The organism is Geodermatophilus sp. CPCC 205506 (genome assembly GCF_051383635.1).
Taxonomy (GTDB): Bacteria; Actinomycetota; Actinomycetes; order Mycobacteriales; family Geodermatophilaceae; genus Geodermatophilus.
Genome location: NZ_JALPKP010000019.1, coordinates 19,925 through 43,844 on the forward strand (window position 1 = coordinate 19,925; position 23,920 = coordinate 43,844).

The following is a 23,920-nucleotide window of genomic DNA, read 5'->3' on the forward strand; positions in this document are numbered from 1 at the left end:
CCGTCAGACGGCGGCCGGATCGAGGACGACCGTGAACAGCGCCCGCGGGTCCTGCAGCGTCGCCGGGGGGCGGGCCGCCGACCGCGGCACCACGCGCTCCCACCGGGCCGGCCGCCGGTGCGGCAGCAGCTCCCGGCCGGCGAACCGGTACTCCCCCACGACCTCGCCGAGCAGCAGGCCGGCGCCGTGCTCGATCGGCAGCCCGACCCGGTCACCGGGGCGAACCTCGTCCAGGAACGCCGACAGCTGCCGCAGGTCCTTGGCCGGGCGGCGGCCGGAGATCTCCTTCGACAGGGTGCGCAGCTCGGCCGGGGTCAGCCCGGTGGCGTCGACGTCGATGCCGGACTGGGTGCCCAGCCCGACGACGCCGGCCGCGAGGCAGGCGCCGAGCTCGTTGTGCGACCGGGGACGCGCCACCCAGACCCGCACCCCGTCCGGCGGGGCGACCGGCGGGACGTCGTCCGGCTCCGGCCAGACGTAGGGCAGGTCGTCGGGCTCCGGGCCGAAGACCGGGGTGAACCGTGGCCGGTAGTAGTCCGGCTCCTTGGCCAGCAGGTTCGACCGGTGGGACAGGTGCAGCGCCTTGTCGCCCACCCAGGAGGGCAGCAGGCCGGCCCGCGCGAGCTGGTGCTGGTCGGCGCCGACGACGTCGGGCGCGAACTCCGCGATGAGCGTGTGCGTGCTGTCGGCGAACCCGCGGTCCCGCCACACCCGGACCATGGCCAGCCCGTAGGCGACCAGCGCCGGTGTCCGGCCGCGCCACATCCGCACGACCGGGTGCGAGGCCCAGCCGTAGTCGGGCAGCTCCAGGGCGCGCAGCACCTGGAGCGTCTCGACCCGCTGCTTGCCGAGGCGGGGCGAGTCCAGCAGCCGGGCGCTCTCCTCGAAGTCGGCGACGGGCAGGAAGGTCTGCATCGGCTCCGATCCTCGCCGAGGGCGGGGCCGCGCGCCTGGTCAGCCGCCGGACTCGAGGGCGGACAGCGCCGCCTCCCACCGTGCGCGGCGGGCGTCGTCGTCCTGGTCCCACCAGGCCGGGCCGCGCTCCCCGAGGCCGGTCTTCGCCTGCTGCACCCGGGCGCGGGCGGCCGCGAGGGCGGCGTCGTCCCCGAGCCGGCCGGCGGTGCGGACGGCGGCGCGTGCCTGCCCCAGGTGGTGCAGCAGGCGGGCCCGCACGTCCTCGGGCAGCGCCGGGTCCGCGGTCCGCCACCGCCGGCCGTCGACGACGATCCAGCGGTCGTCGTCGGTGCGGCCGACCTCGCGGCTCACGCGGCGCCGAGGCTCCGGGCCAGCTCGGGCAGCACCGCCCCCAGCGGGGCGTCGATGCGCACGTCCACCTTCGCGTCGCCGCGGGTGGGGCCGAGGTTGACCAGCCCGACCGGGATGCCCAGCTTCTCCGCCCGCAGCACGAAGCGGTAGCCGCTCATGACCGTCAGCGAGGAGCCCAGCACGAGCAGCGCGCCGGCGTCCTCGACCATGGCGAAGCAGGTGTCGACCCGGTTCCGGGGCACCGTCTCGCCGAAGAAGACGACGTCGGGCTTGAGCGGGCCCCGGCCGCAGGCCAGGCAGTCCACCATGACGAACCCGTCGAGCAGCTCGTCGGGCAGCTCGGCGTCCCCGTCGGGGTTCACCTCGTCGACGTGCGGGCCGAAGTCGGGGTTGGCCGCCCGGAGCCGCTCGTCGAGGGCGGCGCGGTCGGCGACGTCGCCGCAGGCCAGGCAGATCGTCCGGTCCAGGCCGCCGTGCAGCTCGACGACGTCGCACGCCCCGGCGGCCTGGTGCAGCCCGTCGACGTTCTGTGTGACGACGCCCGAGACCAGCCCGGCGCGCTGCAGGTCGGCGACCGCGCGGTGCCCGGCGTTGGGCCGGGCGGCCCGGATCTGCCGCCACCCGACGAAGCTGCGCGCCCAGTACCGGTGCCGCCCGCGGGGATCCCGCAGGAAGGTCTGGTAGGTCATCGGCGTGTGCCGGCGCAGCGACCCGGTGGCTCCGCGGTAGTCGGGGATGCCGGAGTCGGTGGACAGCCCCGCCCCCGACAGGACGACGACGTCCCCGTCGCCCACCAGCGCGGCGAGGTCGGCCAGGTCGTCCGGGTCGACGGCCGGCGGCTCCTCGACGACGGGCAGTGCGGTCACCCGGCCATCGTCCCCCGCGATCGCTCCGCGCGCCGCCGGCCGGCCGGGACCCCGCGCCGACGCACGGCCCGTCGACTCAGGACGCCGACAGCTCCCGCTCCAGCCGGCCCAGGAGGTCCTCGTACACCCGGCGCAGGCCCTTGGGGGCGAAGGTCCGCTCGAAGAACCCGCCGACGCCCCCCGCCCCGTTCCAGGTGGTCCGCACCCGGACGGTGGTCGCGCCGGAGTCGGCCGGCCGGACCGTCCAGGTGGTCACCATCGACGACCGGGTGTCGGTCTCCACCAGCGTGTCGGTGTCGGGCTGCGTCACCTCGACCAGCTGCTCGCGGACCCGCTTGGAGGTGGCGGCGAACCGCCAGGCGACGCGGGTGCCCTCGCCCTGGCCGCCGGCCTCGACCCGGTAGTCGCTGAACTGCTCCGGCAGCACCCGGCGGCGGGTCTCGGTGTAGTCGGCGAGGGCGGACCGCACCCGGTCCGCTGGTGCCCCGACGACGCGTTCGGCGGTGGCGACGACCTGTCCCATGCGCCCATCCTGCCGCCCGTCACCACCGGGTCCGCCGCCAGGGCTCCCCGTTGGCGCACGGCTGCGACGACCGCGCGCTCACCCCGGCACAGGCCGGCCGGCCCGGTTCGCCGTCTCCCCGGGCTCCTGCCGGTCCGGCCGGAGCGTCGGCGGGTGCCGGGCCGGTGAGCGCCTCGCCGTCCGGGCCAGGTGCTGCTCGAGGTCGGTGGTGCTGCTCGAGGTCGGTGGTGCTGCGGATCTCCATGGCGTCCTCCTCGGGTCGGGAGGTCACCGTCGGGGAGACCTCCGACCAGTTCGGTGGCGCCGTCCACAGGGTGGACCGCCCTCCACAGATCGTCGCCAGGACCGGGCGGGTGACCAGGCTCATGGCCTGCGGGCTGCTACCCACGGGTAGCCCGGACACGTGACCACCGCGCTGCACGTCGACCGCTCCGGCTCGGGTGAGCCGCTGCTGCTGCTCCACGGCCTGGGCAGCTCCCGCCGCGACTTCACCGCCGTCCTGCCGCTGCTGACCGAGCGCTTCGACGTCCTGAACGTCGACCTGCCGGGGATCGGCCACTCCCCCGCGCTGCCCGATCGGCCCACGGTCCCGGCCATCACCGACGCGGTCGAGCGCACCCTGGACGCCGAGGGCGTCGGCCGGGTGCACGTCCTCGGCAACTCGCTCGGCGCGCGGGTCGCCCTGGAGCTGGCCCGGCGCGGCCGGGCGGCATCGGTGGTCGCCATCGCGCCGTCGGGACTCAACCTGCTCCCCGAGCGGCTCTACCAGGGCGCCGGGATGGCCGTGTCCCGGGTCCTCATGCGGACGGTGGCCCCGCTGATCGACCCGCTGTCACGCTCCGCGGTGGGCCGGGCCGCCGTGCTGGCTCCGCTCAAGGCCACCCCGTGGACGACCTCGCCCGAGGAGACGATCGGCGCCCGCGAGGGGTTCGCCGACTCCCGCGACTTCATGCGCACCGTGGTGTGGGCCCTGATGCTCGACGTCCCCCGGGGGCTGGGCCGGATCGACTGCCCGGTCACCCTCGTCCAGGGCGTGGCCGACTGGGTGGCCTCCGGGCAGACGGTGCGCTACCTGCCGCTGGTGCCGGGCTCGCGCTTCTCCCCGCTCCTGTGGGCCGGGCACGCGCCGCAGTCCGACCGGCCCCGCACGATCGCCCGCCTGGTCGAGCAGACGGCACAGCGGGCGGTCAGCCCGGTCGTTCCTCGGCGTTCAGGTAGGAGCAGCGGAACCGTGCGCGTGACATCGACTCGGTGAACAGCGTCTCCCACGCCGGGTCGGCCGCCGGGAAGGTCTCGAGCACCCGCTCCTCCAGCACGACCGGCAACCCGTCGAGGCCGGTGTAGGACCGCCGCAGCAGGACCCGGGTGACGCCGTCCACCTCGTCGTGCGCCGGGGACCACCCGGCCTGCGCGACGGCCGCGGCCAGCTCGGCACGCCGGCGGACCGGCAGTCGGGCCTGGCCGGCCGGGCGCGCGGACCACACACCCAGGGCGTAGACCAGCAGTCCGGTGACCAGCACCAGCAGGGTGAGCTCGGCCAGCAGCACCACCATGCCCCGACGGTAGTCAGCCGCGGGCCGGACGGCGGCCTCCGCGGCGCGCCGACCGGATCCCGACGGCGACGTGCCAGGATGGCCCCGGCGTCCCGGCGATCCCCGCCGGTTCCCGCGGCCCCGTAGCTCAGGGGATAGAGCAACGGTTTCCTAAACCGTGTGTCGGAGGTTCGAATCCTCTCGGGGCCACAACTGGACATGTGTTGTTTCGGCTGATCCTCGACGCTCCCTCGATGAGGGAGTTGAGCGTGGCTGAGCAGCGCTCTCGGGCGATGCGGGCAGTGATCGCCGAGGGCCAACGCGGAGAAGGCCCCGCGAACCGGACTGGGCTACAGCAACCCCTGGCCGTGACCCTGGCCCTGTCGGGCGGGGCGCGCGGGCTCCTGCCTCATCGGGTCAGGGCGCATCAGGTTCGTGCTGCCAGTCCCACCCGGCCTGCTCCAGGGCGGCGAGGCCGGCGAACCGGGTGTCCGTGGCGAGCAGCGTGGCGGGATCGCCCTGCTCCACGATCTGGCCTCCGGCGACGACGAGGACGTGGTCGGCGTCGCGGGCGGTGGCCAGCCGGTGGGCGACCGTCAGCACGGCGGTGCCGCGGAACAGGACGCGGTCGTGCAGCGCGTCGCGGAACGCCGCGTCGCTGGCGCCGTCGACGACGGAGGTGGCCTCGTCGAGGAGCAGCACCGCGGGCTCGGTCACCAGCGCGCGGGCCAGAGCGATCAGCTGGCGCTGGCCGGCGGAGAGCTGGAGGCCGCGGCCGCGGCCGGTGTCCGAGAGCAAGGCGTCGTACCCGTCCGGCAGGGCCTCGATGAACGAGTCGGCACCGGCCGTGCGGGCCGCGTGGCGGACCTGGTCGGCGGTCAGGTCCGGGGCGCCGAGGGTGATGTTGTCGGTGACTGTGCCGCTGAACAGGGCGACAGTCTGCGGTACGTAGCCGAGCAGGGCTCGGCGGGTGCCGTCGTCCAGGGCCGAGGGGTCGGCACCGGCGAGGGTGACCTGCCCGGTCCACGGCGTGTGCAGCCCGACCAGCAGCGACAAGATGCTCGACTTGCCGGCGCCGGTCCGCCCCACGATCGCGACGTGCCGACCGGGGTGGACGGCGAGGCTGATCCGGTGCAGGACCGGCCGTCCGGGCAGGTAGCCGAAGGTGACGTCGTTCAGCTCGACGACCGGCCGGGTGCTGGGGCACGTTGTGCCGGGCGCGCTCGATGCCGCAGCCGCCGGGGGGCTCGCGCGCACCGCGGGCCCGGCCGGGTCGGTGAGACGGCCGGTGTCGGTGGGCAGCTCCAGGACGGCGAAGACCCGCTCGGCGCCGGCCAGTGCCCCCTGCACGGTTTGCCACTCGTCGCCGAGGGTGACCAGCGGGGTGAAGAAGCGGGCGAACAGCAGCACGAACGCCGTCAGCGTGCCGACCGTGACGCCGAACGTGCCGAGGGCGTCGCGGCCGCCGAGCCAGAGCAGCAGCGCGGTCACGACCGCGGCGAGCACTCCGAGCACGGGGGCGTAGAAGGCGTTGAACAGCACGGAGCGGTTGCCCGCGTGCAGCCAGGTCCGCAGTGCGCGGCGGACGCGGTCGGCGAAGCTGCGCTGGCGGCCGAAGGCGCGGATGACCTCGACACCGGAGAGGTCCTCGGCGAGACGGGCGTTCACTCCGCCGACCGCGATCCGGGAGGCGCGCTCGGCGTCCCGGACGCGGCGGCGCAGCACGTTGGTGACGAGCAGCAGCGGCGGGATGACCAGGGCCGCCGCAGCGGCCAGGACCGGGCTGAGGACGGTCATGGCCACGGCCACGGTGAGCAGCCGGACGACTTGGCCGAAGAGGGTCGCGACCGAGGAGGAGAAGAGATCGTCGATGGCGTCGATGTCGGCGGTGGTCCGGGAGATCGAGTCCCCGACCGGGGTGTGGTCGTGATAGCCGGTCGGCAGCGCGAGCAGATGGGAGAACAGCCGCGTCCGGAGTTCGGCGAGGCTGCGCTGCGCGACGGTGGCCGCGAGGTAGCCGTACCCGGCGCTGAGCGCGGTGACCGCCGTCGACGCAGCCAGGTACAGGACAGCGGCGGTGCCCAGTCCCCCGGTGTCGCCGCGGACCAGGCTGTCGTCGATGACGTGGCGCACCACCAGCGGCGGCGCCAGTTCGAGCACGGCGGCGGCGAGCACCAGCACGCCGACCGCCAGCAGCCGCGCCCGCCACGGCCGGACCAGGGACCGCAGGTGACGACTCAGCCGGACCTGCTGCGGACGGCCGGCGATGCGGGCGGTCACCGGCCACGGTCCGAAGCGGTCCCGGCCATCACCGGGGGCTGCGCGGCCTGCCGCTGGGCCCGGAAGATCCGCGCGTAGAGGCCGCCGGCGCCGATCAGCGCCTCGTGGCCGCCCTGCTCGGCGACCTGTCCCCCGTCGAGGACGACGACGAGGTCGGCGCGGGGGAAGGAGGCCAGCCGGGTGGAGAACAGCAGCACCGTGGCCCGGCGCTCGACCGGGGCGTCCGGACCGACGGCGGCGCGCAGTGCGCCGACGATGCGGGCCTCGGTCCGGAGGTCCAGGGCGGAGAACGGGTCGTCCAGCACCAGCAACCGAGGACGGACGACGGGCGCGGCGAGACTGCGGGCCAACGCGATCCGCTGCCGTTGCCCACCCGACACCTGCACGCCCAGCTCCCCGATGCCGGTACCGGTCCCGGACGGCATGGCGGCGACCTCCTCCTCCAGCGCGGCAACGGCGAGCGCCTCCTCGAGCCGCGAGTGGTCGCCAGGTCGACCGGGATCGGGGAGCAGCACGTTGTCGGCGACGGTTCCGGAGAACACCGGATGGCCCTGCGGCAGGTAGCCGAGGACGGTGCGGTCATCCGGCTGCCAGGCGTGCGGGTCCGCGCCGTCCACCCGCACCTGCCCGCTGTCGGGCGGGTACAGGCCGGCCACCACGCGGGCCAGCGCAGACTTGCCCGACCCGACCGCGCCGGTCACGGCGACCAGGTCCCCGGGCGCGACGTCGAGCGTGACGCCGCGCAGCGCCGGCGTGCCGGCACCGGGATAGGTGAAGGCCACCTGCTGCAGGCTCACCTGGGCCGGCCCGCGGCGGGGAGAGGGCACGGCGGGCGGGGTCGTGACCCGGTCCTCGTCGGGCAGCCCGGCGATCCGGTCGCTGTGCCAACTCGACCGACGGGGCTCCGCGGCGAGCGCCGGCGGGGCGGCCAGCAGCGGAGCGAGCCGGCTGTAGGCCGCGTCGGCCGCCTGCACCCGGTTGACCATCTGCGGGATCCGGAACGCCCGGCCGGTGAACCGGCCGAAGAGCCCGAGCAGGGCGACCAGGTCGCCGACGCTCAACTCACCGCCCACGACCCGATGACCGCCGAGCCCGATGATCGCCAGGACGCCGCTGGTGACCAGGAGCGTGTAGACGGGCGCCAGGACCGCTTCCAGGCGGCCCGCGGCGAGCTCGGCGCCGGCCTGCTCGTCGGCCAGTGCCCGCAGTCGGGCGGCGTAGGCGCCGCCCCGGCCCGATGCCCGCAGCGCTCGCAGGCCGGTCAACCCCTCCTGGGCGAACGAGGTCACCGCGGCGTTGGCCTCCCGGGCCCGCAGCGTGCGGCGGCTGACCCGCGTGCCGACCGCCTTCGCCAGGGCGAGTGCGACCGGAACGGGAGCGAGCGCCAGCAGCCCCAGGGTGGGGTCGTAGATCAGGATGGCGACCGCCAAGGCGAGCGAGAACAGCAGCGTGTCCCAGGTCTCCACGATCACCTCCCCCACGCCGCGGCCCAGCACCTCCACGTCGCCGACGACGCGGCCCATGACCTCGCCGACCGAGGTCCGGTGCAGCCGGTCGGCCGGCCAGGACAGGACTCCGCCGACGGCGTCGGCCCGCACGTTCGCCTTGATCCGGTTCCGGCACACGCCGAGCCAGTACCGCTTGCCGATCCGGGGCACCTCGGTGGCCAGGGTGCCGGCGATCAGGAGCAGGACGGCGCGGGTCACGGCGCCGCCGTCGACCTCGCCGCGGTCGTGCGCCAGCACCGTGTCCACCGCGTGGCCGAGCAGGATTGCGGGCAGGACGACGGCGGTGTTCATCAGCACGCCGCACAGCGAGCCGATGGTCAACAGCCCGGCGACCTGGCGCGCGTAGGGGCGCATCGCCGTCCACATGCCGAGAGGCACCCGGGCCTCTGCGGCAGGCTGGGGGGTGGACGGTGTCGGGTGGACCATGGGCACGGCCTGGGCTCAGAGCTGCTCGAGCCGGTCCATGAGCGCGGCAAGGGCAGGGGCGGCGTGCATCGTCGGCCCCGTCAAGGCCGCCATGTCGGCCAGGACCATCACGGTGGTCCACACCGCGTTCCACTCCACGCCGGCCGGCCGACCGTCGAGGTAGGCCTCGCGGAGCAGCAGCCGGTCCTCGGGGTCGGGCCAGGACCGCAGGTCGAGAGCCGGATGAGCGGCGTACGCGTCCCCGAAGTCGATGAGCCCGGTGAAGTCGCCGGCCGGGCCGGTGAACACGTGCGTGAGCCCCGGGTTGGAGTGCAGGGGCACCGACGGCTGGTCGAGCCGCTCCGGCAGCGCCGCCACGGCGAGCTCGGCCACCCGGGCGGGCGGCACCTCCAGCGGCCACCGGTCCCGTTGCTGCTCCAGCCGCTCGACGAGGTCGGCGAAGTTCGCCTCGAGGCGCGCCCGATGGCCCGCTCCCCCCTCGACGGTGGGCAGGATCCCGTCGACCTGCAGCTGTGTCGCATCCAGGGCGTGCACGACGCGCAACACGCCAGCGACCGCCCGGAGGAGCCCTTGGCGGGCGACGGGCGGGAGGGGGCGGAGTCCCACGGGCCGGCCCGGCACCCGGCTCATCACGATGAACTCGACCGGACCATCGGCGGTGGCGACCCTGTCGTAGCCGTACAGGTCCGGGATCCGTCCGGCGAGGGGCCCGGTCAGCGCCTCGAGCAGCGCGGCCTCCTTCCGCAGGCTGGTGCGCGGACGGAGCCGGTGCGGCCGCTGCGTCTTCACCACCACACCACCGGCGGCATCGGACCGGTCGAACAGGTAGACCCGCGCTTCCCCGCCGGACTCGTCCACCTGCATCCCGCCGTCGAGCTGCACGCCAGACGGCAGGTGCGGCCCAGCCAGCTCTCGGACCAGCTCGCTCGGGAGCACCGGGTCCGGCGCCTCCGGTTGGCTGTACACGTCGGCGCGTCCCATGAGGTCCTCCTCGTTGCGCTGCCGGCGTCAGGTGAGGGGCAGGCCGGCGAGGCCGGCGGCGAGGCCGAGGACGGCGCAGACGCCGAGGGTGCGCAGCACCGACCACTTGACGCGGAACAGCAGCACCGCGGCCACCAGCGCGATGACCAGGGGCACCGGTCGCAGCGTGGTCACGTCGGGCAGCTCGAGCGACAGCGGTCCGCGGTCGACGTCGACGGTCTCACTGAAGAGCGTGTGGACGGCGAAGTAGACGCCGAGGTTGGCGATGACGCCGACGACGGCGGCGGTGATGCCGCTCAAGGCCGCCGACAGCGACCGGTTGCCGCGCAGCCGCTCCATGTACGGGGCGCCGAGCAGGACGAACAGGAAGCTGGGCACGAAGGTCACCCAGGTGACGAGCAGGGAGGCGAGGACCGCGGCCACCCAGGGGTCGAGGTCGCCGGGGTTGCGGTAGGCGCCGAGGAACGCGACGAACTGCACGACCATGATCAGCGGGCCCGGCGTGGTCTCGGCCAGCGCCAGGCCGCGGACCATCTCCCGCGGGCCCAGCCAGCCGTAGACCTCGACGGCCTGCTGGGCGACGTAGGCCAGCACCGCGTAGGCGCCGCCGAAGGTGACCACGGCGGCGCCGGAGAAGAACAGGCCCTGCTGGGTGAACACGCTGCCCGCGCCGGTCAGCAGGGCGACCACCGCGACGGGCACTCCCCAGACGAGCAGCCCGACCAGCAGCACCTTCAGGGTGCGCCCGGCGGTGGGGGCCACGTGGTGCAGCACGTCGTCGGAGATGACCGGCGGCGGGCCGGCCTCGGGGCCCTCGGCGGCCTTCTTGCGCGGCAGCGCGGACGGTCGCCAGCGGCCGAGGGCCCAGCCGGCGATACCGGCGAGTGCGACCACGATCGGGAAGGGCACGCCGAACAACGCGAGGGCGACGAAGGACGCCACCGCGATCACGACCAGGGCGCGGCTGTCCAGCGCCTTCTTGGCCACCCGGATGACGGCCTGCACGACGATCGCGAGCACTGCCGCGGCCAGCCCGGCGAAGAGCGCGGTGATCGCGGTCGTCGTGCCGAAGGCGACGTAGATCGCCGAGAGCGCCAGCAGCGCGACGACGCCGGGCAGCACGAACAGACCGCCGGCGACGAGCCCTCCGCGGGTGCCGTGCAGCAGCCAGCCGACGTACGTGGCCAGCTGCTGCGCCTCCGGGCCGGGCAACAAGGTGCAGTAGTTCAGCGCGTGCAGGAACCGGCGCTGGCCGATCCACCGCTTCTCGTCGACCAGGGCGCGCTGCATGACCGCGATCTGGCCGGCCGGTCCGCCGAAGGTCTGCAGCGAGATGAGGAACCAGGTCCGCACCGCGGTACGGAAGGGGATGGCGGTCTGCTCCTGCGCTCCGACCGGCTCCGGTTCGGCAGCCGGATCCGGCGTGCGAGTGGCGGGTGCGGTGTCCGGCGGGTGCGGGGCCTCGCGGGTCATGGACGTCCTCGTCGGTCGGTCTCGGGCAAGGGAGGGGCGCAGTCCGGCGGCGCCGGGCGCGTGGGTGGGTCGGGTGAGATCGGCCGAGGCCGGGGCTCAGCCGTGCGGCGGACAGGAGCGGTCGTGCGAGTCGGCGATGGTGCGCATGGCGGTCCTCCGGGCGACGGGATCAGGCCGGCTCACGGCCGAGCAGCAGACGACGGCGGTGGAACTCGTAGAGCCCGTCGAAGACCGGGCCGGAGACGGCGAGCGTGTGCTCGTCGCTCCCGGTCATCGACAGCCCACGCAGCACCACGTCGAGACCGGGTGCCTCCGGGGCGTCGAAGCGCCCGTCGTCGAGGTCGGCCTCGTGCACGATCTCGGCGATCCGCCACAGCACCGGATCGGTGAGATCGTGGCGGCGCAGGATCGTCTCGAACGAGCAGTCCCCGCCGTGGTGGCCCAGTTCGACACCGCGCATGTCGAACGGCGTGGCGTCAGCCGGGACCTCGGCCGGGTCCGACACGAAGACGAACTCGGCGGCTGGATCGAGGAAGCGGCGGATCAGCCAGGCGCAGGCCGCGCGGTCGATGTGCACCCCGGCCCTGGTCGCCCACCTCACGGCGCCGCCTCCGTCACCTCGGCGACCGGCGACCCGTCCTCGGCGGCGGCCTCGGCCAGGTCGCGCAGCGCCACCGCGGCGGCCTCACGCTCCGGCGGTGGGAAGAAGTCCCGCCGGTTGATCGCCCGCCACTCCGCCCGCAGCCGGCGCAGCGCCCGGGTTCGCTCGGTGGAGTCGCCGTCGGCGGCCTCGCGGCTCTGCTCGGTCAGCGACCGGTACTCCTCGGCCCGGGCAGCAGCCATGCCGGCGGCCAGTGCCCGCTCCTGCGCCAGCGTCGCCGGTCGGGCCACCCACAGCCCCGCGGTCCCGTCCGCGGCGAGGACGTCGTCGGCCAGCCACTCGAGGGACTCACGGGTGCGGGCGTCGGCGGGCAGCGCCACCAGGCCGTCGGACAGCTGCGCCACGCCGAGCCGCTTCAGCCGCCGCCACACCGTGGTCCGCGGACCCGACGGCTCGCGGGGCAGCCGGTAGGAGAGCAGCACCCACTCGCCCGGACCAGGCTGAGCGGGAAACGGCGTGAGCACGCCGCAATGCAACCATGGTTGCATTGCAGCGTCCAGCGATGGTGGACGAGCGGGGCCCTGCCGCAGGGTGTGCGGTCACGTCCGAACGGCCGGCGCTTCCGTTCCACCCTGGTCATCCTGTGTGCCGGACCCTCCGCACCGTAAGCCAGCCGGCGACTGACGGCGGTGTGGCGCTCGCCAGCATCCGCTCGGCTGTGGTGCGGCTCCCCTACTGACTCGCGCCGTGCTCCGACTCCGGACCCGGGGCACGCGCCCCGACCCGCCGGGCGGCCGGACGGTCAGGATGCGGACGGTGCCGGATCGCGTGCGGCGCACCTGTTCGCTCGGCCTGCTGCCAGGGTGGAGTTCCAGGTCAGCAGTCGTTCGAGCGGTCCTCTCCCCAGCAGCACCCTCCAGGCAGTGGCGACCACGAGGCTCACCAGGATGTAGGTGGCCCACGCGCCGTTGTCGTCGTAGTCGAGCGTGCCGATGAGCCACACCGCGACGACCTGGCCGGTGTACACAGTCAGCGCCATCGCGCCCACCGAGGCGAGCGGGTAACTCACCCTGGGCAGGAGCTCGGCGACGACCAGGCACACGCCGATGACGATGAGCGCGAACCCGACAGAGCCGACGATCTCGAAGGTCGTTCCGCTGTGGGGGACGGACCCGGTCAACCAGACCGGGTCCCACGCATCGGGGCGTTCCGAGAAGCCGTCGCCGTCCACCGGCGTCCCGCCCGCAAACCACTGCGTGGTCACCCAGCCGCCGCCGTAGCCGAGCACGGCCAGGCCGGCGCCGGTGGCCACGAGCGTCGCCCGGGCCCGCGCGGAGGCCAGGTCCGAGCGCCCCACGGCCAGGCCGACGAGGAGGAAGGCCCACCAGATCAGCGCCGGATAGGGCCCGGTGACGGCCAGCCAGACGAACGGCGTGTCGTAGGAGCCCGTCGCCTCGGCGAGCTGCGCGAGCACCAGGTCAACAGGCGGTGTCACCACGGCCAGCACCCCGGCGGCCACCAGCAGCTGCCGGGGCGGCCACCGCAGGAACGGCAAGGCGAGGACGAAGAGCACGGCGTACACGCCGAGGATGATGTCGATGTCGGTGCCGAGCGCTTCGAGGACGCCGCCGATGGCGAACACCCACGCCGCACGGACGAGGATCCGCATCCGGGCGCGGACCAGCTCGTCCCCGCCGGCCGGGACGGTCCGGCCGGACAACAGGGCCACCGAGACGCCCGCCAGGACCGCGAAGAGGATCGACGACCGGCCGTTCACCACGCCAAGCCATGTGGAGGGTGATGACCCCACGTCGTCCGCGACGACTCCGACGTGGGCACCGAACATCCCGAAGACGGCCAGCGCACGAGCTACATCGAGACCGGCCACCCGATCCGAGCGAAGCCGCCGCTTCTGCTGTGCGGACGGGAGCTGTCGGGCCTGGTCTCGGCGCACGGCGGTGCTCATGACGGGGCACCGTAGGAGGGCCAGGGCCGGTGGAACCGCTCGTCAGGGCCGTTTGCCAAGTTCTTGCACTGTCCTGACCTGTCGCTTGCACCGTGCCGCCTAGAGTCAGAACCGGCTTCGATCGACCAGGTGGTGCGGCGGACGCACCGGTGTCGACTGCCCCCGCTGGTCGAGCGGAGCCTCCGACGCCCAGCGAGCCCGAGGACGGCGGCGATGGATCTTCGTCTCGTGGTGGGCGGCCTGATCGCCCGGAACGCGGTGCTGAGCACGCTGCTGGCGAACCACGACGACCGCCTCGAGCAGAGGTGCTCCGGGCACGGTACGACAACGGCACCGTGCTTCATCGTCCTCACCTGGAGCGTCGACGAGTCCCCGTTCGCGCCGTCCGGGAGCCAGCTGCTCAGGGTGGAAGTGCACACGTCGAACACCGACCCCCGGCGCCACCAGGACCTCGACACCATCGTCCGACTGCTGCACGCGGTCCTGACCGACGACCACGCCAGGACCTCGATCACCGCTCGGCGCCTGGGCGGCTGGGCCGATTCCCGATCCAGCCTGGACACCGTCGTCGAGGTCGGCGTCTGGGAGATCGCTCCGGCCCGGTCCAGTGTCCGGGGAACAGCTCGGCCGCGACTGCTGCCGTGGCCGGACTCCAGCACCCTCACCGCTACCGGTTCCCTGGCATGGGGGACCGTCAGCATGAACTGATCCGGACATCCATGGCGGCGCTGCGGCGAGTCGGTAACGGCCGCGGCGTCGCCCGGCGGGCACCTGGGGGCACGCGTCCTCAGCGATGCCGGCTAGGCGGATGGGCCGGCGTCGTCGGGTGCGGGCAGCTCGAGCCGGTATCCGTGCCCGCGCACGGTGACGATGCGCGGGACGAGGACACCGGGACCGGCGGCTTCGTGGATCCGTCGTCGCAGCGCGGCGACGTGGACGTCGAGGGTCTTGGTGGAGCCGAACCAGTTCTCGTCCCAGACGTCGGACATCAACTGACCGCGGCTGTGCGCGACCTCGGGTCGTGCGGCCAGGCTGGCCAGCAGGTCGAACTCCTTGGGCCGCAGGTGCAGATGCCGTCCCGCGATCGTCACCGTGTGGCGGGGGACGTCGACGATGAGGTCTCCGACCGCGAACACGGTCGCTGCGGCCGGGATCGCTTCGCCTCGACGCAGGTGCGCGCGGATCCGCGCATGGAACTCGGCCAGGCGGACCGGCTTGACCAGGTAGTCGTCGGCACCGGCTTCCAGCCCGACGACGACGTCCATCTCCGCCGAGCGCGCGGTCACCATGACCAGGACGCACCCGGGCTGGAGCCTTCTCAGCTGCCGGCACACCTCCACCCCGTCCAGGTCGGGCAGTCCCAGGTCCAGCAGCACCAGGTCGACGTCGCCTGCCCCCGCGCGGGCCAGCCCGTCGGTGCCGGTTCGCGCCCAGGAGACCTCGTAGGCGTGGCTGCGCAGGCTCGAGGTCAGCACCTCGCCGATCGTCGGGTCGTCCTCGACGAGGAGGATCCGGCCGGTCACCGCGACATCGTGGCACCCCCCGAGGCCAGCCCGGGCGCCCGCTTCACCGCTGCGGGGAGCCCCGCACACGAACGCGGTGACATCGGCCCGCCGGGGAGACATCCTGGCAATCGACGAGCGGGGCCGATGGCGGCAGCAGAACGGAGACGCTCGTGCGCACTCGGATCATCGGCGTGGCCGTCGTGGCCTCCGTCCTGGCCATCTGTCTCTTCGGTGTCCCGCTGGCCGTCGCCGTTCACCGGTACGCGATCCAGCAGGAGCGGGTCCACCTGGTGAGGGTCGCCACGGACGTCGCCATCGACGTCGCCGACGACGTGGACGACGGCGACACCATCGACCCCGACGACCTCTCCGACGTCGGGGACCGCGGCGACGACATCGACGCGGCCGTGTTCGACGAGGACGGCGACCGGCTGGCCGGATCGATCCCCGGTGAGCACGGCCGCCTCCTGTCCCGGGCTCTGGACGGCGGGGTGCGCGCCCGAGCCCGTGGCGACCTCCTCCTCGCCGCCGCGCCTGTGACCCACTCCGACGAGGTGATCGGCGCGGTCCTGGTCGCCACCCCGCGCAGCGCCGTACTCGGACAGGTCGCCCTCGTCTGGGCGGGCATGGCGGGGCTGGCGGCGGTGGCGGTGACCATCGCCTGGATGGTGGGGCGCCGTCAGGCCGGCCGGCTGGCACGTCCGCTGGAGGACCTGGAGGACAGCGCCCGCCGGCTCGGCGACGGCGACTTCAGCGTCCGCAGCCGCAAGGGCGGCATCGCCGAGATCGACTCGGTGGGGACCGCGCTGGACACCACCGCCGCCCGCCTCGACGACCTGCTCGCCCGCGAGCGCGCGTTCTCCGCCGACGCCTCCCACCAGCTGCGCACCCCGCTGGCCGGGCTGCGGCTCCGCCTGGAAGCCGCGCTGGAACAGCGCGACCAGGACCCCCGGCCGGCGATCGCCGCCAGCCTCGCCGACGCCGACCGCCTCGAGGCCATCATCGACGAGCTGCTCACCCTCGCCCGCGCCGGGCAGGCCGGACAAACCGGTCCCCTGGACCTGGACGCGCTCCTCGGCGAGCTCTCCCCGGAGTGGGGCGCGCGCCTCGCTCTGCACGGCCGCGACCTGGAAGTCCGCAGCGACCCCGACGCCCCGGCGGCGCGCGGCTCGGCCGCCGCGGTACGGCAAGTACTCGGCGTCCTCGTGGACAACGCCACCTCCCACGGCGCCGGGACGGTCACGGTGTCCGTGCGGGAGGCCGCCGGCGCGGTGGCCATCGACGTCTCCGACGAGGGCCCGGGCCCCCTGGCGCCCGAGGACACCGTCTTCTCCGGGCGGGCCGACCGGCGCGACGGTCACGGCATCGGTCTCGCCCTCGCCCGCCGTCTCGCCGAGGCCGAGCAGGGCCGGCTGGAGCTGACCCGCCCCTCACCGCCGGTGTTCACCCTCCTCCTCCCGACGGCGCCCGTGGCCGTCCCGGACCGGGAGCCGGGAGCCACCGACGTCTCCAGGAGCGGCGGGATGATCGCCTAGGTCCAACCAAGACCATCGACGATCGACGTCGCCACAGGCCAGAACCGCAGGTCAAGCCGGATGTTCACAAGCTGCCGACAGCAGCCGATCGCCCATGGAACGCTCTCCTGAACCGTGTCGGAGGTTCGAATCCTCGGGGCCACCAGCCGGTGCTGACCGACGGGGTCGTTGGCGGCCCAATGCTTGGGACGCCACGGGATCTAGGCTGGGGCGGTGACGACCGATCAAGTGCCCGACGCACCGCTCGACCCCGAGGACACCCTCGCCCTGGAGCGGCAGGTGTGCTTCGCCCTCTCGGTGGCGGCCCGCAACGTGGTCGCGGTCTACCGGCCGGTGCTCGAGCCGCTGGGGCTGACCCACCCGCAGTACCTGGTGATGCTGGCGCTGTGGCAGCACGGCTCGCTGTCGGTCAAGGAGCTCTCGCACCTGCTGCAACTGGACCCCGGCACGCTCTCGCCGCTGCTCAAGCGGCTGGAGGCGGCCGGCCTGCTGCGCCGGGAGCGGAATCCGAGGGACCAGCGCAACCTGGCGCTGGCGCTGACCGACGCCGGCAGGGCCCTGCGCGCCCAGGCCGAGGCCATCCCCACCGGCATCGTCGAGCGTCTCGGCATGCCGGTCGAGGAGTTGATGGCGCTGCACGGAGCGCTCACCCAGGTGATCGCCGCCTCCCAGCGCGCACTGACGGCGCCTGCACGGGACGAGGACCCGCGGGAGGACGAGGACCCGCGGGCCACCGTCGCCTGAGGTCCGGCACAACGGACGGCAGTTGTTAGCCTGCTGACACTTGGTACCCCAACCTTTCGCCCACCAATTGTTCGGGGCACCATGGAGACGTGACCGTCGACCACCAGGAGCGAACCGTCGTGACAGACCCCGAGAGCGGCACGCCGGCCGAGCCCGTCATCCGTCCGGCGCCGCACCGGTGGCTCTGGTACGCCTTCGGCGGCTCGCTGCCCGGGCGCCACCGCGGTTGGGTGCTGCACGACACCACCACCGGCACCTGGTGGCTGCGCCACATCGGCCGCATGCTGGTCCAGCTCGCCGTCCCGATCGCCCTGATCATGACGCTGCTGCCGGCCTCGTGGGGGCTGCGCGCCGCGTGCGCCGGCGGCGGGCTGGCCCTGGCACTGTTCTACTCCCTGGCCTACATGCCGGAGAGCACCGAGACCCGGGTCGTGAAGGCCGGCTACCCGGCGGGCACCGCCACCGTGCACCGCGAGCGCGCCGCCCAGGGCCGGGAGCAGCGCGAGAGCGAGCGCCGGCGGGCCGCCGCGGCCCGGCGCGCCGCCCGCTACCGGGACCGGGCCGGGCGCTGACCCCCGCCGAGAGCCCTCACACCCGGTAGAAGGCCGCCGCGTTGTCGTGCAGCACCGCGTCGACGTGCTCCCCGGCGACGTCCGCCAGCAGATCGAGGTCGGAGTCGGCGAACGGACGCCGGGCGCGGGTGGACGGCAGGTCCGAGCCGGCCATCAGCGCGGTCGGGTCGGCCGCCAGCACGGCGCGGACGGCCGCGGCGACGTCGAGGTCGAGGTCGACACGGCCGAAGCCCGTCGCCTTGACCCGCACGCCGCGCTCGACGAGCGCGACCAGGTGCGGCAGGCCGTCGGCGTGCAGACCCAGGTGGTCGATGCTCACCGCGGGCAGCGCCGCGAGGGTGTCCACCAGGTCGGCCAGGTCACGGGCGTCGACGTAGAGCTCGGTGTGCAGGCCGGCCAGGTCGTGGACGCGGCGGGCCAGCCGGTCCAGGTGCTCTCTGCCCGCGGACCCGCCGCGGCGCAGGTTGAACCGCACCCCTCGCACCCCGCGCCGTGCGAGGTCGACGACGTCGGCGTCGGGCAGGTCGTGCGGGATCTGCGCAACGCCGACGAAGCCGGGACCGAGCCGGGCGAGGGCGTCGAGCAGACAGCCCTGGTCGAAGCGCTGGAACGACCCCGAGACGACGGCACCGCCGACGACGCCCAGTGCGGCGGTGCGCTCCAGGTACCGCTCGACGGGGAAGGGATCGGGCAGGAAACCGTCGTTCTCGTACAGCGGGAACCGGTGGTCGACGACGTGGAAGTGGGCGTCGAAGAACGGGCGCCGGGTCGGCACGGGGAGCTCCTCTCGACTCGGTGCGGCGGGGTCCCGGACCGCGTCCACCCCGTGGGTGTCACCCGGCGCGGCGAAACCCCCGGGGGCTCCGAGGCGTTACCGTCTCAGTACGCATGTCGAACCCGGCAACGACGCCGGGCGAGCGGAGGTGGCACACCAGCATGGAGACGAGTGTGGTCGACGTCCCCGATCGGGGGCGGTTCGAGGTCCTGCTCGACGGCCGGGTCGTCGGCCTGGCGAGTTACCACGTCGAGAACGGCACCATGGCGCTGCCGCACACCGAGGTGGACCCCTCCGTCGGTGGACGCGGCATCGGCAAGATCCTCGTCGCCGGCGTCCTCGCCGCCGCCCGCGAGCGCGGCGTGCACGTGCTCCCCTACTGCTCGTTCGTCCGTCACTACATCCAGCAGCACCCCGAAGAGGTCGACCTGGTCGCCGAGGCCGACCGGCCGCACTTCGGTCTGGAGACCGCCGACCGCTGACCTGATCTGCAGATCCCGTCCGCGCTGCCTACCCTGGCGCGGGTGCCCATCGCGCTGCTGTGGTTCCGCCGCGACCTGCGGCTGGCCGACCACCCGGCGCTGCTGGCGGCCCGCGACGCCGCCGGTCCCGACGGCGCCGTCCTGCCGCTGTTCGTCGTCGACCCGCGGCTGTGGGACCCGGCCGGAGGGCCGCGCCGCCGGTTCCTGCTCGACTGCCTCGCCGACCTCGACGCGTCCCTCGACGGTGCCCTGGTGCTGCGCTCCGGGGACCCGGCGCGCGTCGTCCCAGAACTGGTCCGGGAGGTCGGCGCCACCAGCGTGCACGTCTCGGCCGACGCGGGTCCCTACGGACGGCGGCGCGACGCCGACGTGGAGCGCGCGCTGGGCGCGGTGCCCCTCGTGCGCACCGGCTCGCCGTACGCGGTGACGCCCGGCCGGGTCACGAAGGGCGACGGGACGCCGTTCCGGGTGTTCTCGCCCTTCGCCCGGGCCTGGCGGGCGCACGGTTGGCGCGATCCGGCACCGCGGCCGCGGGCGGTCCGGTGGTGCACCGGCGTCCGGTCCGACGAGCGGCCCGACGCGCCGCAACTGGACGGCGTCCGCCTGCCCCCGGCCGGCGAGGCCGCCGCCGCCGCGGCCTGGCGCCGGTTCCGCGACGAGCGGCTGACCGGTTACGGCGAGACCCGGAACACCCCGGGCACCGAGGGCACCAGCCGGATGTCGGCGTACCTGAAGTACGGCTGCACCCACCCGCGGACCCTGCTGGCCGACCTGGCGCACGAGGAGGGGCCGTCGGCCGCGGGCTACGTCACCGAGCTGGCCTGGCGCGAGTTCTACGCCGACGTGCTGTGGCACCGGCCGGAGACGCACCGGGAGGCCTTCGACGGGCGCATGCGCACGATGACCTACGACACCGGCCCGGACGCCGACGAGCGCTTCGCCGCCTGGGCCGCGGGCCGCACCGGCTACCCGATCGTCGACGCCGGGATGCGGCAACTCCTGGGCGAGGCGTGGGTGCACAACCGGGTCCGCATGGTCGTGGCCTCGTTCCTCGTCAAGGACCTGCACGTCGACTGGTGGCGCGGCGCCCGGCACTTCCTCGCCCACCTGGTCGACGGTGACCTCGCCAGCAACAACCACGGCTGGCAGTGGGTCGCCGGCACCGGCACGGACGCCTCCCCCTACCACCGCGTCTTCAACCCGACCCGGCAGGGGAAGCAGTTCGACCCCGACGGCGGGTACGTCCGGCGGTGGGTGCCCGAGCTGCGCGACGTCCCGGCGCGGTTCGTGCACGAGCCGTGGCTGGCGCCCGACGGCGTCCCGCCCGGGTACCCCCTGCCGATCGTCGACCACGCCGAGGAGCGCCGGGTGGCCCTCGACCGCTACGAGCAGGTGCGCCGTGCCTGAGGGGCACACCCTGTTCCGGCTGGCCCGCGACCAGTCACTCGCCTTCGCCGGCCGCCCGGTGCACGTGACCAGCCCGCAGGGCCGCTTCGCCGCGGGCGCGGCGCTGCTGGACGGTCGGGTGCTCGACGAGGTGGTCTCCCACGGCAAGCACCTGTTCGCCTGCTTCGGCGCCGACACGCTGCACGTGCACCTCGGTCTCTACGGCAGCTACACCTCGGGCACCGGCGTCCCGCCCGCGCCGCGGGGCGCGCTGCGGATGCGCTGGGTCGGGGACGGGCCCGACGGCCTCGGCGTCTGGACCGACCTGCGCGGCGCGACCGCCTGCGAGGTGCTTCCCGGACCCGCGGTCGACCGGATCCTCACCCGGCTCGGCCCCGACCCGCTGCGGCCCCGGACCGACGGCACCCGCGCCCACCGGCGCGTCGCCGGCAGCCGCACCGCGATCGGCGCGCTGCTCATGGACCAGTCGGTGCTCGCCGGCGTCGGCAACGTGTACCGCGCGGAGCTGCTGTTCCGGCACGGCGTCTCCCCGTTCCGCCCCGGCCGGGAGGTCGACGCGGACCTGTGGGCGCGGATGTGGTCCGACCTCGTGGTGCTCATGCGCGCCGGCGTGCGGATGGGCCGGATCGTCACCACCCGGCCGGAGCACCGCACCCGCCGGCGCGGCGCGGTGGTGCGGGAGGACGCGCACTACGTCTACCGGCGCACCGGGCTGCCCTGCCGGGTCTGCGGCACGCAGGTCAGGACGCAGGAGATGGTGGCCCGCAACCTCTACTGGTGCCCGGTCTGCCAGGCCGCGTGACCGCGGCGGGGCTGCCCCCTCGGGGTGAGTGACCTGGCCCCTCGCCGCGGATATCGTGATCGGATGTCGAGCACGCTGCGCGCCCTGGTGGTCGCCGTGCTCTCCTGCGTCTGCGTCCTGGTCGGGGTCCCGGCCGCCTCGGCCGCGGACGACGATCCCCCGGTGGTCGGCTACGACGTCTCCCACCCGCAGTGCGACGTCCCGTTGCCCGACCGCCCCGCGTTCGGCATCGTCGGGGTGAACGGCGGGCGGGCCACCCGGCCCAACCCGTGCCTGACCGAGCAGCTCGCGTGGGCGGCCGAGGCCACCGGCGCGGTGCGCGGCCAGCCCGCGCTGCAGCTCTACGTCAACACCGCCAACCCCGGCCAGCTGCTCGACCTCGTGCACACCTGGCCGCTGGCCGGCGACAGCCCGTACGGGCACTGCGACGGCGCCAACGACGAGGCCTGCTCCTGGCGGTACGGCTGGCTGCGCGCCTACCTCGACGTCGAGGCGTTCTTCGCCCCCGCCGCGGAGCGGGCCGGCGTCGACCCCGACCCGGCCGCGCACCGCTGGTGGCTCGACGTCGAGACCATGAACACCTGGCAGTACGGCTCTCCGGCGGCCCGGGCCCGCAACCGCGCGGCACTGGAGGGCATGGCCGCCTACCTCGGCAGCCGCGGCGCGGAGGTCGGGCTCTACTCCACCGCGCAGCAGTGGGGCCGGATCGTCGGCGACGTCCCGCGGGACAGCGCCCTGTACGGCCTGGACAGCTGGCTGGCCGGCGGCGGCACGCCGGCCGGCGCCCGGGCGACCTGCCGCCGGGCGCCGCTGGTGGGCGGCGGCGAGGTGGTCATGGCCCAGTACGTCGAGGACCGGCTGGACCACAACCACCCCTGCGACTAGAGCGCCCCCTTCGCCCCGTCCCCGGCCGGGAGGGCGGTCAGCACCTGCAGGTCCGGCGCGCCGGCGAGCTTGCCGTCCAGCGCCTGGCTGAGCTCGGCGAACGGGTCCCCCTTGCCGTGCGCGGCCAGGTCCTCGGGGCTGTCCCACTGCTCGATCATCACCAGCCGGCCGTCCTGCCCCTCGTGCAGCGCGTAGCGCCGGCAGCCGGACTCGCCGTGCACCTGCGGGATCGCCGCCAGCACCGCCGCGCGGACGGCGGCGGCGTGCTCGGGCTGGGGGGTGATGGTCGCGACGACGACGACGGCCACGGGCTGCTCCTGGGATCGAGGGGACGGGCCTATGCCTGGTGCATTCCCGCCCGCGCGGGTCAGGATGCCTGTCGTGTCGGTCGAGGAAGACCCCGGTCCCCCGTCCTCCGTGCCACCCCTGCGGGTGGCCGTCGTCGGCGCGGGTCCGGCCGGCATCTACGCCGCCGAGGCGCTGACCCGCCAGGACGACGTGCCGGTGGCCGTCGACCTGCTGGACCGGCTGCCCACGCCGTTCGGCCTGGTGCGGCACGGCATCGCCCCCGACCACCCGAAGATGCGGGCCATCCGCGACACCCTGCACCGGGCGCTGGACCACCCGTCGGTGCGGTTCGTCGGCAACGTCGAGGTCGGGCGGGACCTCGACTGCGCCGACCTGGCCCGCACCGTCGACGCCGTCGTCTACACCTACGGCGCGGCGCTGGACCGGCACCTGGCCATCCCCGGGGAGGAGCTGCCGGGCAGCCTGGCCGCGACCGACCTGGTCGCCTGGTACACCGGCCACCCCGACGCCGACCGCGCGCGGGTGGAGGCGGCGCTCGCCGGGGCGCGGTCGGTCGTGGTGGTCGGCGTCGGCAACGTGGCGCTCGACGTCGCCCGCGTGCTGGCCCGCACGCCGGCCGAACTCGAGCCGACCGACATGCCCCAGCACGTGCTCGACGCCCTGGCCGCCGCGCCGGTGGGGTCGGTCACGGTCCTCGGCCGACGCGGCCCGGCACACGCCACGTTCACCACCCAGGAGCTGCGCGAGCTCGACGAGCTGGCGCAGGCCACCGTGCTGGTCGACCCCGCCGACCTGGAGCTCGACCCCGCCGCCGAGGAGCGGGCCGCCGCCGACCGCGTGGTGAGCCGCAACCTCGCCGTGCTGCGCGAGTGGGCCGGGCACACGCTCGAACCGGGCCGGACCCCGCTGCGGCTGCGCTTCTACACCCGTCCGGTGCGGCTGGTCGGCGAGGAGCGGGTGACCGGCGTCGAGGTCGAGCGCACCGTCGTCGACGCCGAGGGCCGCGCGTCGGGCACCGGTGAGCTGGAGGTCCTCCCCGCCGACCTGGTGGTGCGCTCGGTCGGCTACCGCGGCAGCGGGCTGCCGCACCTGCCGCTCGATGAGCGGCGCGGCACCGTGCCCAACGAGGGAGGGCGGGTGCTGCGCGACGGGCAGCGCGCGCCCGGCGAGTACGTGGCCGGCTGGATCAAGCGGGGGCCGACCGGCGTCGTCGGCACCAACAAGCACGACGCCCGGGAGACGGTCGCCGCGCTGCTCGAGGACGTCGCCGCCGGGGTCCTCCGGCCGGGCCGCGGCGGGGGCGACGACCTGGTGTCCGAGCTCCGGGCCAACGGCGCCGACCCGGTCCTGCTGGAGGACTGGCGGGCGATCGACGCGGCCGAGGTCGCCCTCGGGGCCACCCGCGGCCGGGCCCGGACGACGCTGCACGAGTGGGAGTCGCTGCTGGCGGCGGTCAAGGAGGCGGCCGCCCGGGCCCGCTGA

At 74.8% G+C, this 23,920-nt stretch carries 26 protein-coding genes and 1 tRNA gene; 11 read left to right on the forward strand and 16 right to left on the reverse strand.

Translation table 11 applies throughout. The features are described 5' to 3' along the window. Positions 1–3 precede the first annotated feature (3 nt). From MY520_RS12680 to MY520_RS12700, 5 genes are all read right to left on the reverse strand, one after another. Positions 4–915, reverse strand: a complete 912-nt coding sequence (locus MY520_RS12680) for an MSMEG_6728 family protein (RefSeq protein WP_436692465.1) — start codon at positions 913–915, stop codon at positions 4–6. A 39-nt stretch (positions 916–954) separates the two neighbouring features. Then, positions 955–1,266 carry a biopolymer transporter Tol gene (locus MY520_RS12685; protein WP_436692466.1) on the reverse strand — a complete coding sequence of 104 codons (312 nt, stop codon included), beginning with the start codon at positions 1,264–1,266 and terminating at the stop codon, positions 955–957. Further along, positions 1,263–2,132 carry an NAD-dependent protein deacetylase gene (locus tag MY520_RS12690; protein ID WP_436692467.1) on the reverse strand — a complete coding sequence of 290 codons (870 nt, stop codon included), beginning with the start codon at positions 2,130–2,132 and terminating at the stop codon, positions 1,263–1,265. Before MY520_RS12690 ends, MY520_RS12685 begins: the two co-directional genes overlap by 4 nt. A gap of 76 nt (positions 2,133–2,208) precedes the next feature. Beyond that, positions 2,209–2,655, reverse strand: coding sequence for an SRPBCC family protein (locus MY520_RS12695; protein WP_436692468.1), 447 nt, complete (start codon positions 2,653–2,655; stop codon positions 2,209–2,211). A gap of 19 nt (positions 2,656–2,674) precedes the next feature. Further along, positions 2,675–3,022: a hypothetical protein gene (locus MY520_RS12700; RefSeq protein ID WP_436692469.1), complete on the reverse strand. Its 348-nt coding sequence runs from the start codon at positions 3,020–3,022 to the stop codon at positions 2,675–2,677. Positions 3,023–3,058: 36 nt separating this feature from the next. Here MY520_RS12700 and MY520_RS12705 point away from each other — a divergent pair, with 36 nt between their 5' ends. Beyond that, positions 3,059–3,910 carry an alpha/beta fold hydrolase gene (locus tag MY520_RS12705; protein ID WP_436692470.1) on the forward strand — a complete coding sequence of 284 codons (852 nt, stop codon included), beginning with the start codon at positions 3,059–3,061 and terminating at the stop codon, positions 3,908–3,910. Here the strand turns inward: MY520_RS12705 and MY520_RS12710 are convergent. Further along, entirely contained in the window at positions 3,843–4,208 is a 366-nt protein-coding gene (locus tag MY520_RS12710; RefSeq protein ID WP_436692471.1) for a hypothetical protein, read from the reverse strand. The genes MY520_RS12705 and MY520_RS12710 overlap by 68 nt on opposite strands. Positions 4,209–4,324: 116 nt before the next feature. Here MY520_RS12710 and MY520_RS12715 point away from each other — a divergent pair. Further along, positions 4,325–4,397: transfer RNA gene (locus MY520_RS12715), tRNA-Arg, on the forward strand. A gap of 207 nt (positions 4,398–4,604) precedes the next feature. On the opposite strand, the gene MY520_RS12720 is transcribed toward MY520_RS12715, so the two are convergent. The 7 genes from MY520_RS12720 to MY520_RS12750 form a co-directional block, all read right to left on the reverse strand. Beyond that, a complete protein-coding gene (locus tag MY520_RS12720; protein ID WP_436692472.1) occupies positions 4,605–6,467 on the reverse strand; it encodes an ABC transporter ATP-binding protein in 1,863 nt (620 codons plus the stop codon). Next, positions 6,464–8,353: an ABC transporter ATP-binding protein gene (locus MY520_RS12725; RefSeq protein WP_436692473.1), complete on the reverse strand. Its 1,890-nt coding sequence runs from the start codon at positions 8,351–8,353 to the stop codon at positions 6,464–6,466. Before MY520_RS12725 ends, MY520_RS12720 begins: the two co-directional genes overlap by 4 nt. Before the next feature lie 63 nt (positions 8,354–8,416). Next, positions 8,417–9,382: a phosphotransferase family protein gene (locus tag MY520_RS12730; protein WP_436692474.1), complete on the reverse strand. Its 966-nt coding sequence runs from the start codon at positions 9,380–9,382 to the stop codon at positions 8,417–8,419. 27 nt (positions 9,383–9,409) lie between these two features. Beyond that, positions 9,410–10,855 carry a chromate efflux transporter gene (gene chrA / locus MY520_RS12735; RefSeq protein ID WP_436692475.1) on the reverse strand — a complete coding sequence of 482 codons (1,446 nt, stop codon included), beginning with the start codon at positions 10,853–10,855 and terminating at the stop codon, positions 9,410–9,412. A gap of 169 nt (positions 10,856–11,024) precedes the next feature. After that, positions 11,025–11,456, reverse strand: a complete 432-nt coding sequence (locus tag MY520_RS12740; RefSeq protein ID WP_436692476.1) for a chromate resistance protein ChrB domain-containing protein — start codon at positions 11,454–11,456, stop codon at positions 11,025–11,027. Further along, on the reverse strand, positions 11,453–11,980 hold the full coding sequence (locus MY520_RS12745) for a Chromate resistance protein ChrB (protein ID WP_436692477.1): 528 nt from the start codon (positions 11,978–11,980) through the stop codon (positions 11,453–11,455). The genes MY520_RS12740 and MY520_RS12745 overlap by 4 nt, the downstream gene beginning before the upstream one ends. A gap of 278 nt (positions 11,981–12,258) precedes the next feature. Beyond that, positions 12,259–13,422, reverse strand: a complete 1,164-nt coding sequence (locus tag MY520_RS12750; protein ID WP_436692478.1) for a heparan-alpha-glucosaminide N-acetyltransferase domain-containing protein — start codon at positions 13,420–13,422, stop codon at positions 12,259–12,261. A 213-nt stretch (positions 13,423–13,635) separates the two neighbouring features. Between MY520_RS12750 and MY520_RS12755 the strand changes: the two genes are divergently transcribed. Further along, entirely contained in the window at positions 13,636–14,130 is a 495-nt protein-coding gene (locus tag MY520_RS12755; protein WP_436692479.1) for a hypothetical protein, read from the forward strand. Positions 14,131–14,222: 92 nt separating this feature from the next. Here the strand turns inward: MY520_RS12755 and MY520_RS12760 are convergent, their stop codons facing one another. Then, positions 14,223–14,945 carry a response regulator transcription factor gene (locus MY520_RS12760; protein ID WP_436692480.1) on the reverse strand — a complete coding sequence of 241 codons (723 nt, stop codon included), beginning with the start codon at positions 14,943–14,945 and terminating at the stop codon, positions 14,223–14,225. Between the two features lie 152 nt (positions 14,946–15,097). On the opposite strand from MY520_RS12760, the gene MY520_RS12765 reads away from it, so the two are divergent. From MY520_RS12765 to MY520_RS12775, 3 genes are all read left to right on the forward strand, one after another. Beyond that, on the forward strand, positions 15,098–16,462 hold the full coding sequence (locus MY520_RS12765; protein ID WP_436692481.1) for a sensor histidine kinase: 1,365 nt from the start codon (positions 15,098–15,100) through the stop codon (positions 16,460–16,462). A gap of 213 nt (positions 16,463–16,675) precedes the next feature. After that, a complete protein-coding gene (locus MY520_RS12770; RefSeq protein ID WP_436692482.1) occupies positions 16,676–17,206 on the forward strand; it encodes a MarR family winged helix-turn-helix transcriptional regulator in 531 nt (176 codons plus the stop codon). A gap of 119 nt (positions 17,207–17,325) precedes the next feature. Next, on the forward strand, positions 17,326–17,778 hold the full coding sequence (locus MY520_RS12775) for a DUF5313 family protein (RefSeq protein ID WP_436692483.1): 453 nt from the start codon (positions 17,326–17,328) through the stop codon (positions 17,776–17,778). Between the two features lie 16 nt (positions 17,779–17,794). On the opposite strand, the gene MY520_RS12780 is transcribed toward MY520_RS12775, so the two are convergent. Then, positions 17,795–18,553: an amidohydrolase family protein gene (locus tag MY520_RS12780; RefSeq protein WP_436692484.1), complete on the reverse strand. Its 759-nt coding sequence runs from the start codon at positions 18,551–18,553 to the stop codon at positions 17,795–17,797. A gap of 113 nt (positions 18,554–18,666) precedes the next feature. Here MY520_RS12780 and MY520_RS12785 point away from each other — a divergent pair, with 113 nt between their 5' ends. The 4 genes from MY520_RS12785 to MY520_RS12800 all read left to right on the forward strand — a co-directional run bounded on the left by MY520_RS12785 (position 18,667) and on the right by MY520_RS12800 (position 22,129). Further along, positions 18,667–19,035: a GNAT family N-acetyltransferase gene (locus tag MY520_RS12785; RefSeq protein ID WP_436692485.1), complete on the forward strand. Its 369-nt coding sequence runs from the start codon at positions 18,667–18,669 to the stop codon at positions 19,033–19,035. Between the two features lie 42 nt (positions 19,036–19,077). Then, positions 19,078–20,442: a cryptochrome/photolyase family protein gene (locus tag MY520_RS12790; RefSeq protein ID WP_436692486.1), complete on the forward strand. Its 1,365-nt coding sequence runs from the start codon at positions 19,078–19,080 to the stop codon at positions 20,440–20,442. Beyond that, the gene (locus tag MY520_RS12795; protein ID WP_436692487.1) at positions 20,435–21,244 is read left to right on the forward strand and encodes an Fpg/Nei family DNA glycosylase; all 810 of its coding nucleotides are present in this window, start codon (positions 20,435–20,437) and stop codon (positions 21,242–21,244) included. The genes MY520_RS12790 and MY520_RS12795 overlap by 8 nt, the downstream gene beginning before the upstream one ends. Positions 21,245–21,307: 63 nt before the next feature. Further along, the gene (locus MY520_RS12800) at positions 21,308–22,129 is read left to right on the forward strand and encodes a hypothetical protein (RefSeq protein ID WP_436692488.1); all 822 of its coding nucleotides are present in this window, start codon (positions 21,308–21,310) and stop codon (positions 22,127–22,129) included. On the opposite strand, the gene MY520_RS12805 is transcribed toward MY520_RS12800, so the two are convergent. Beyond that, a complete protein-coding gene (locus MY520_RS12805; RefSeq protein WP_436692489.1) occupies positions 22,126–22,437 on the reverse strand; it encodes a putative quinol monooxygenase in 312 nt (103 codons plus the stop codon). The two genes, MY520_RS12800 and MY520_RS12805, sit on opposite strands and share 4 nt — an antisense overlap. Positions 22,438–22,501: 64 nt before the next feature. Here MY520_RS12805 and MY520_RS12810 point away from each other — a divergent pair, with 64 nt between their 5' ends. Next, entirely contained in the window at positions 22,502–23,920 is a 1,419-nt protein-coding gene (locus MY520_RS12810) for an FAD-dependent oxidoreductase (RefSeq protein WP_436692490.1), read from the forward strand.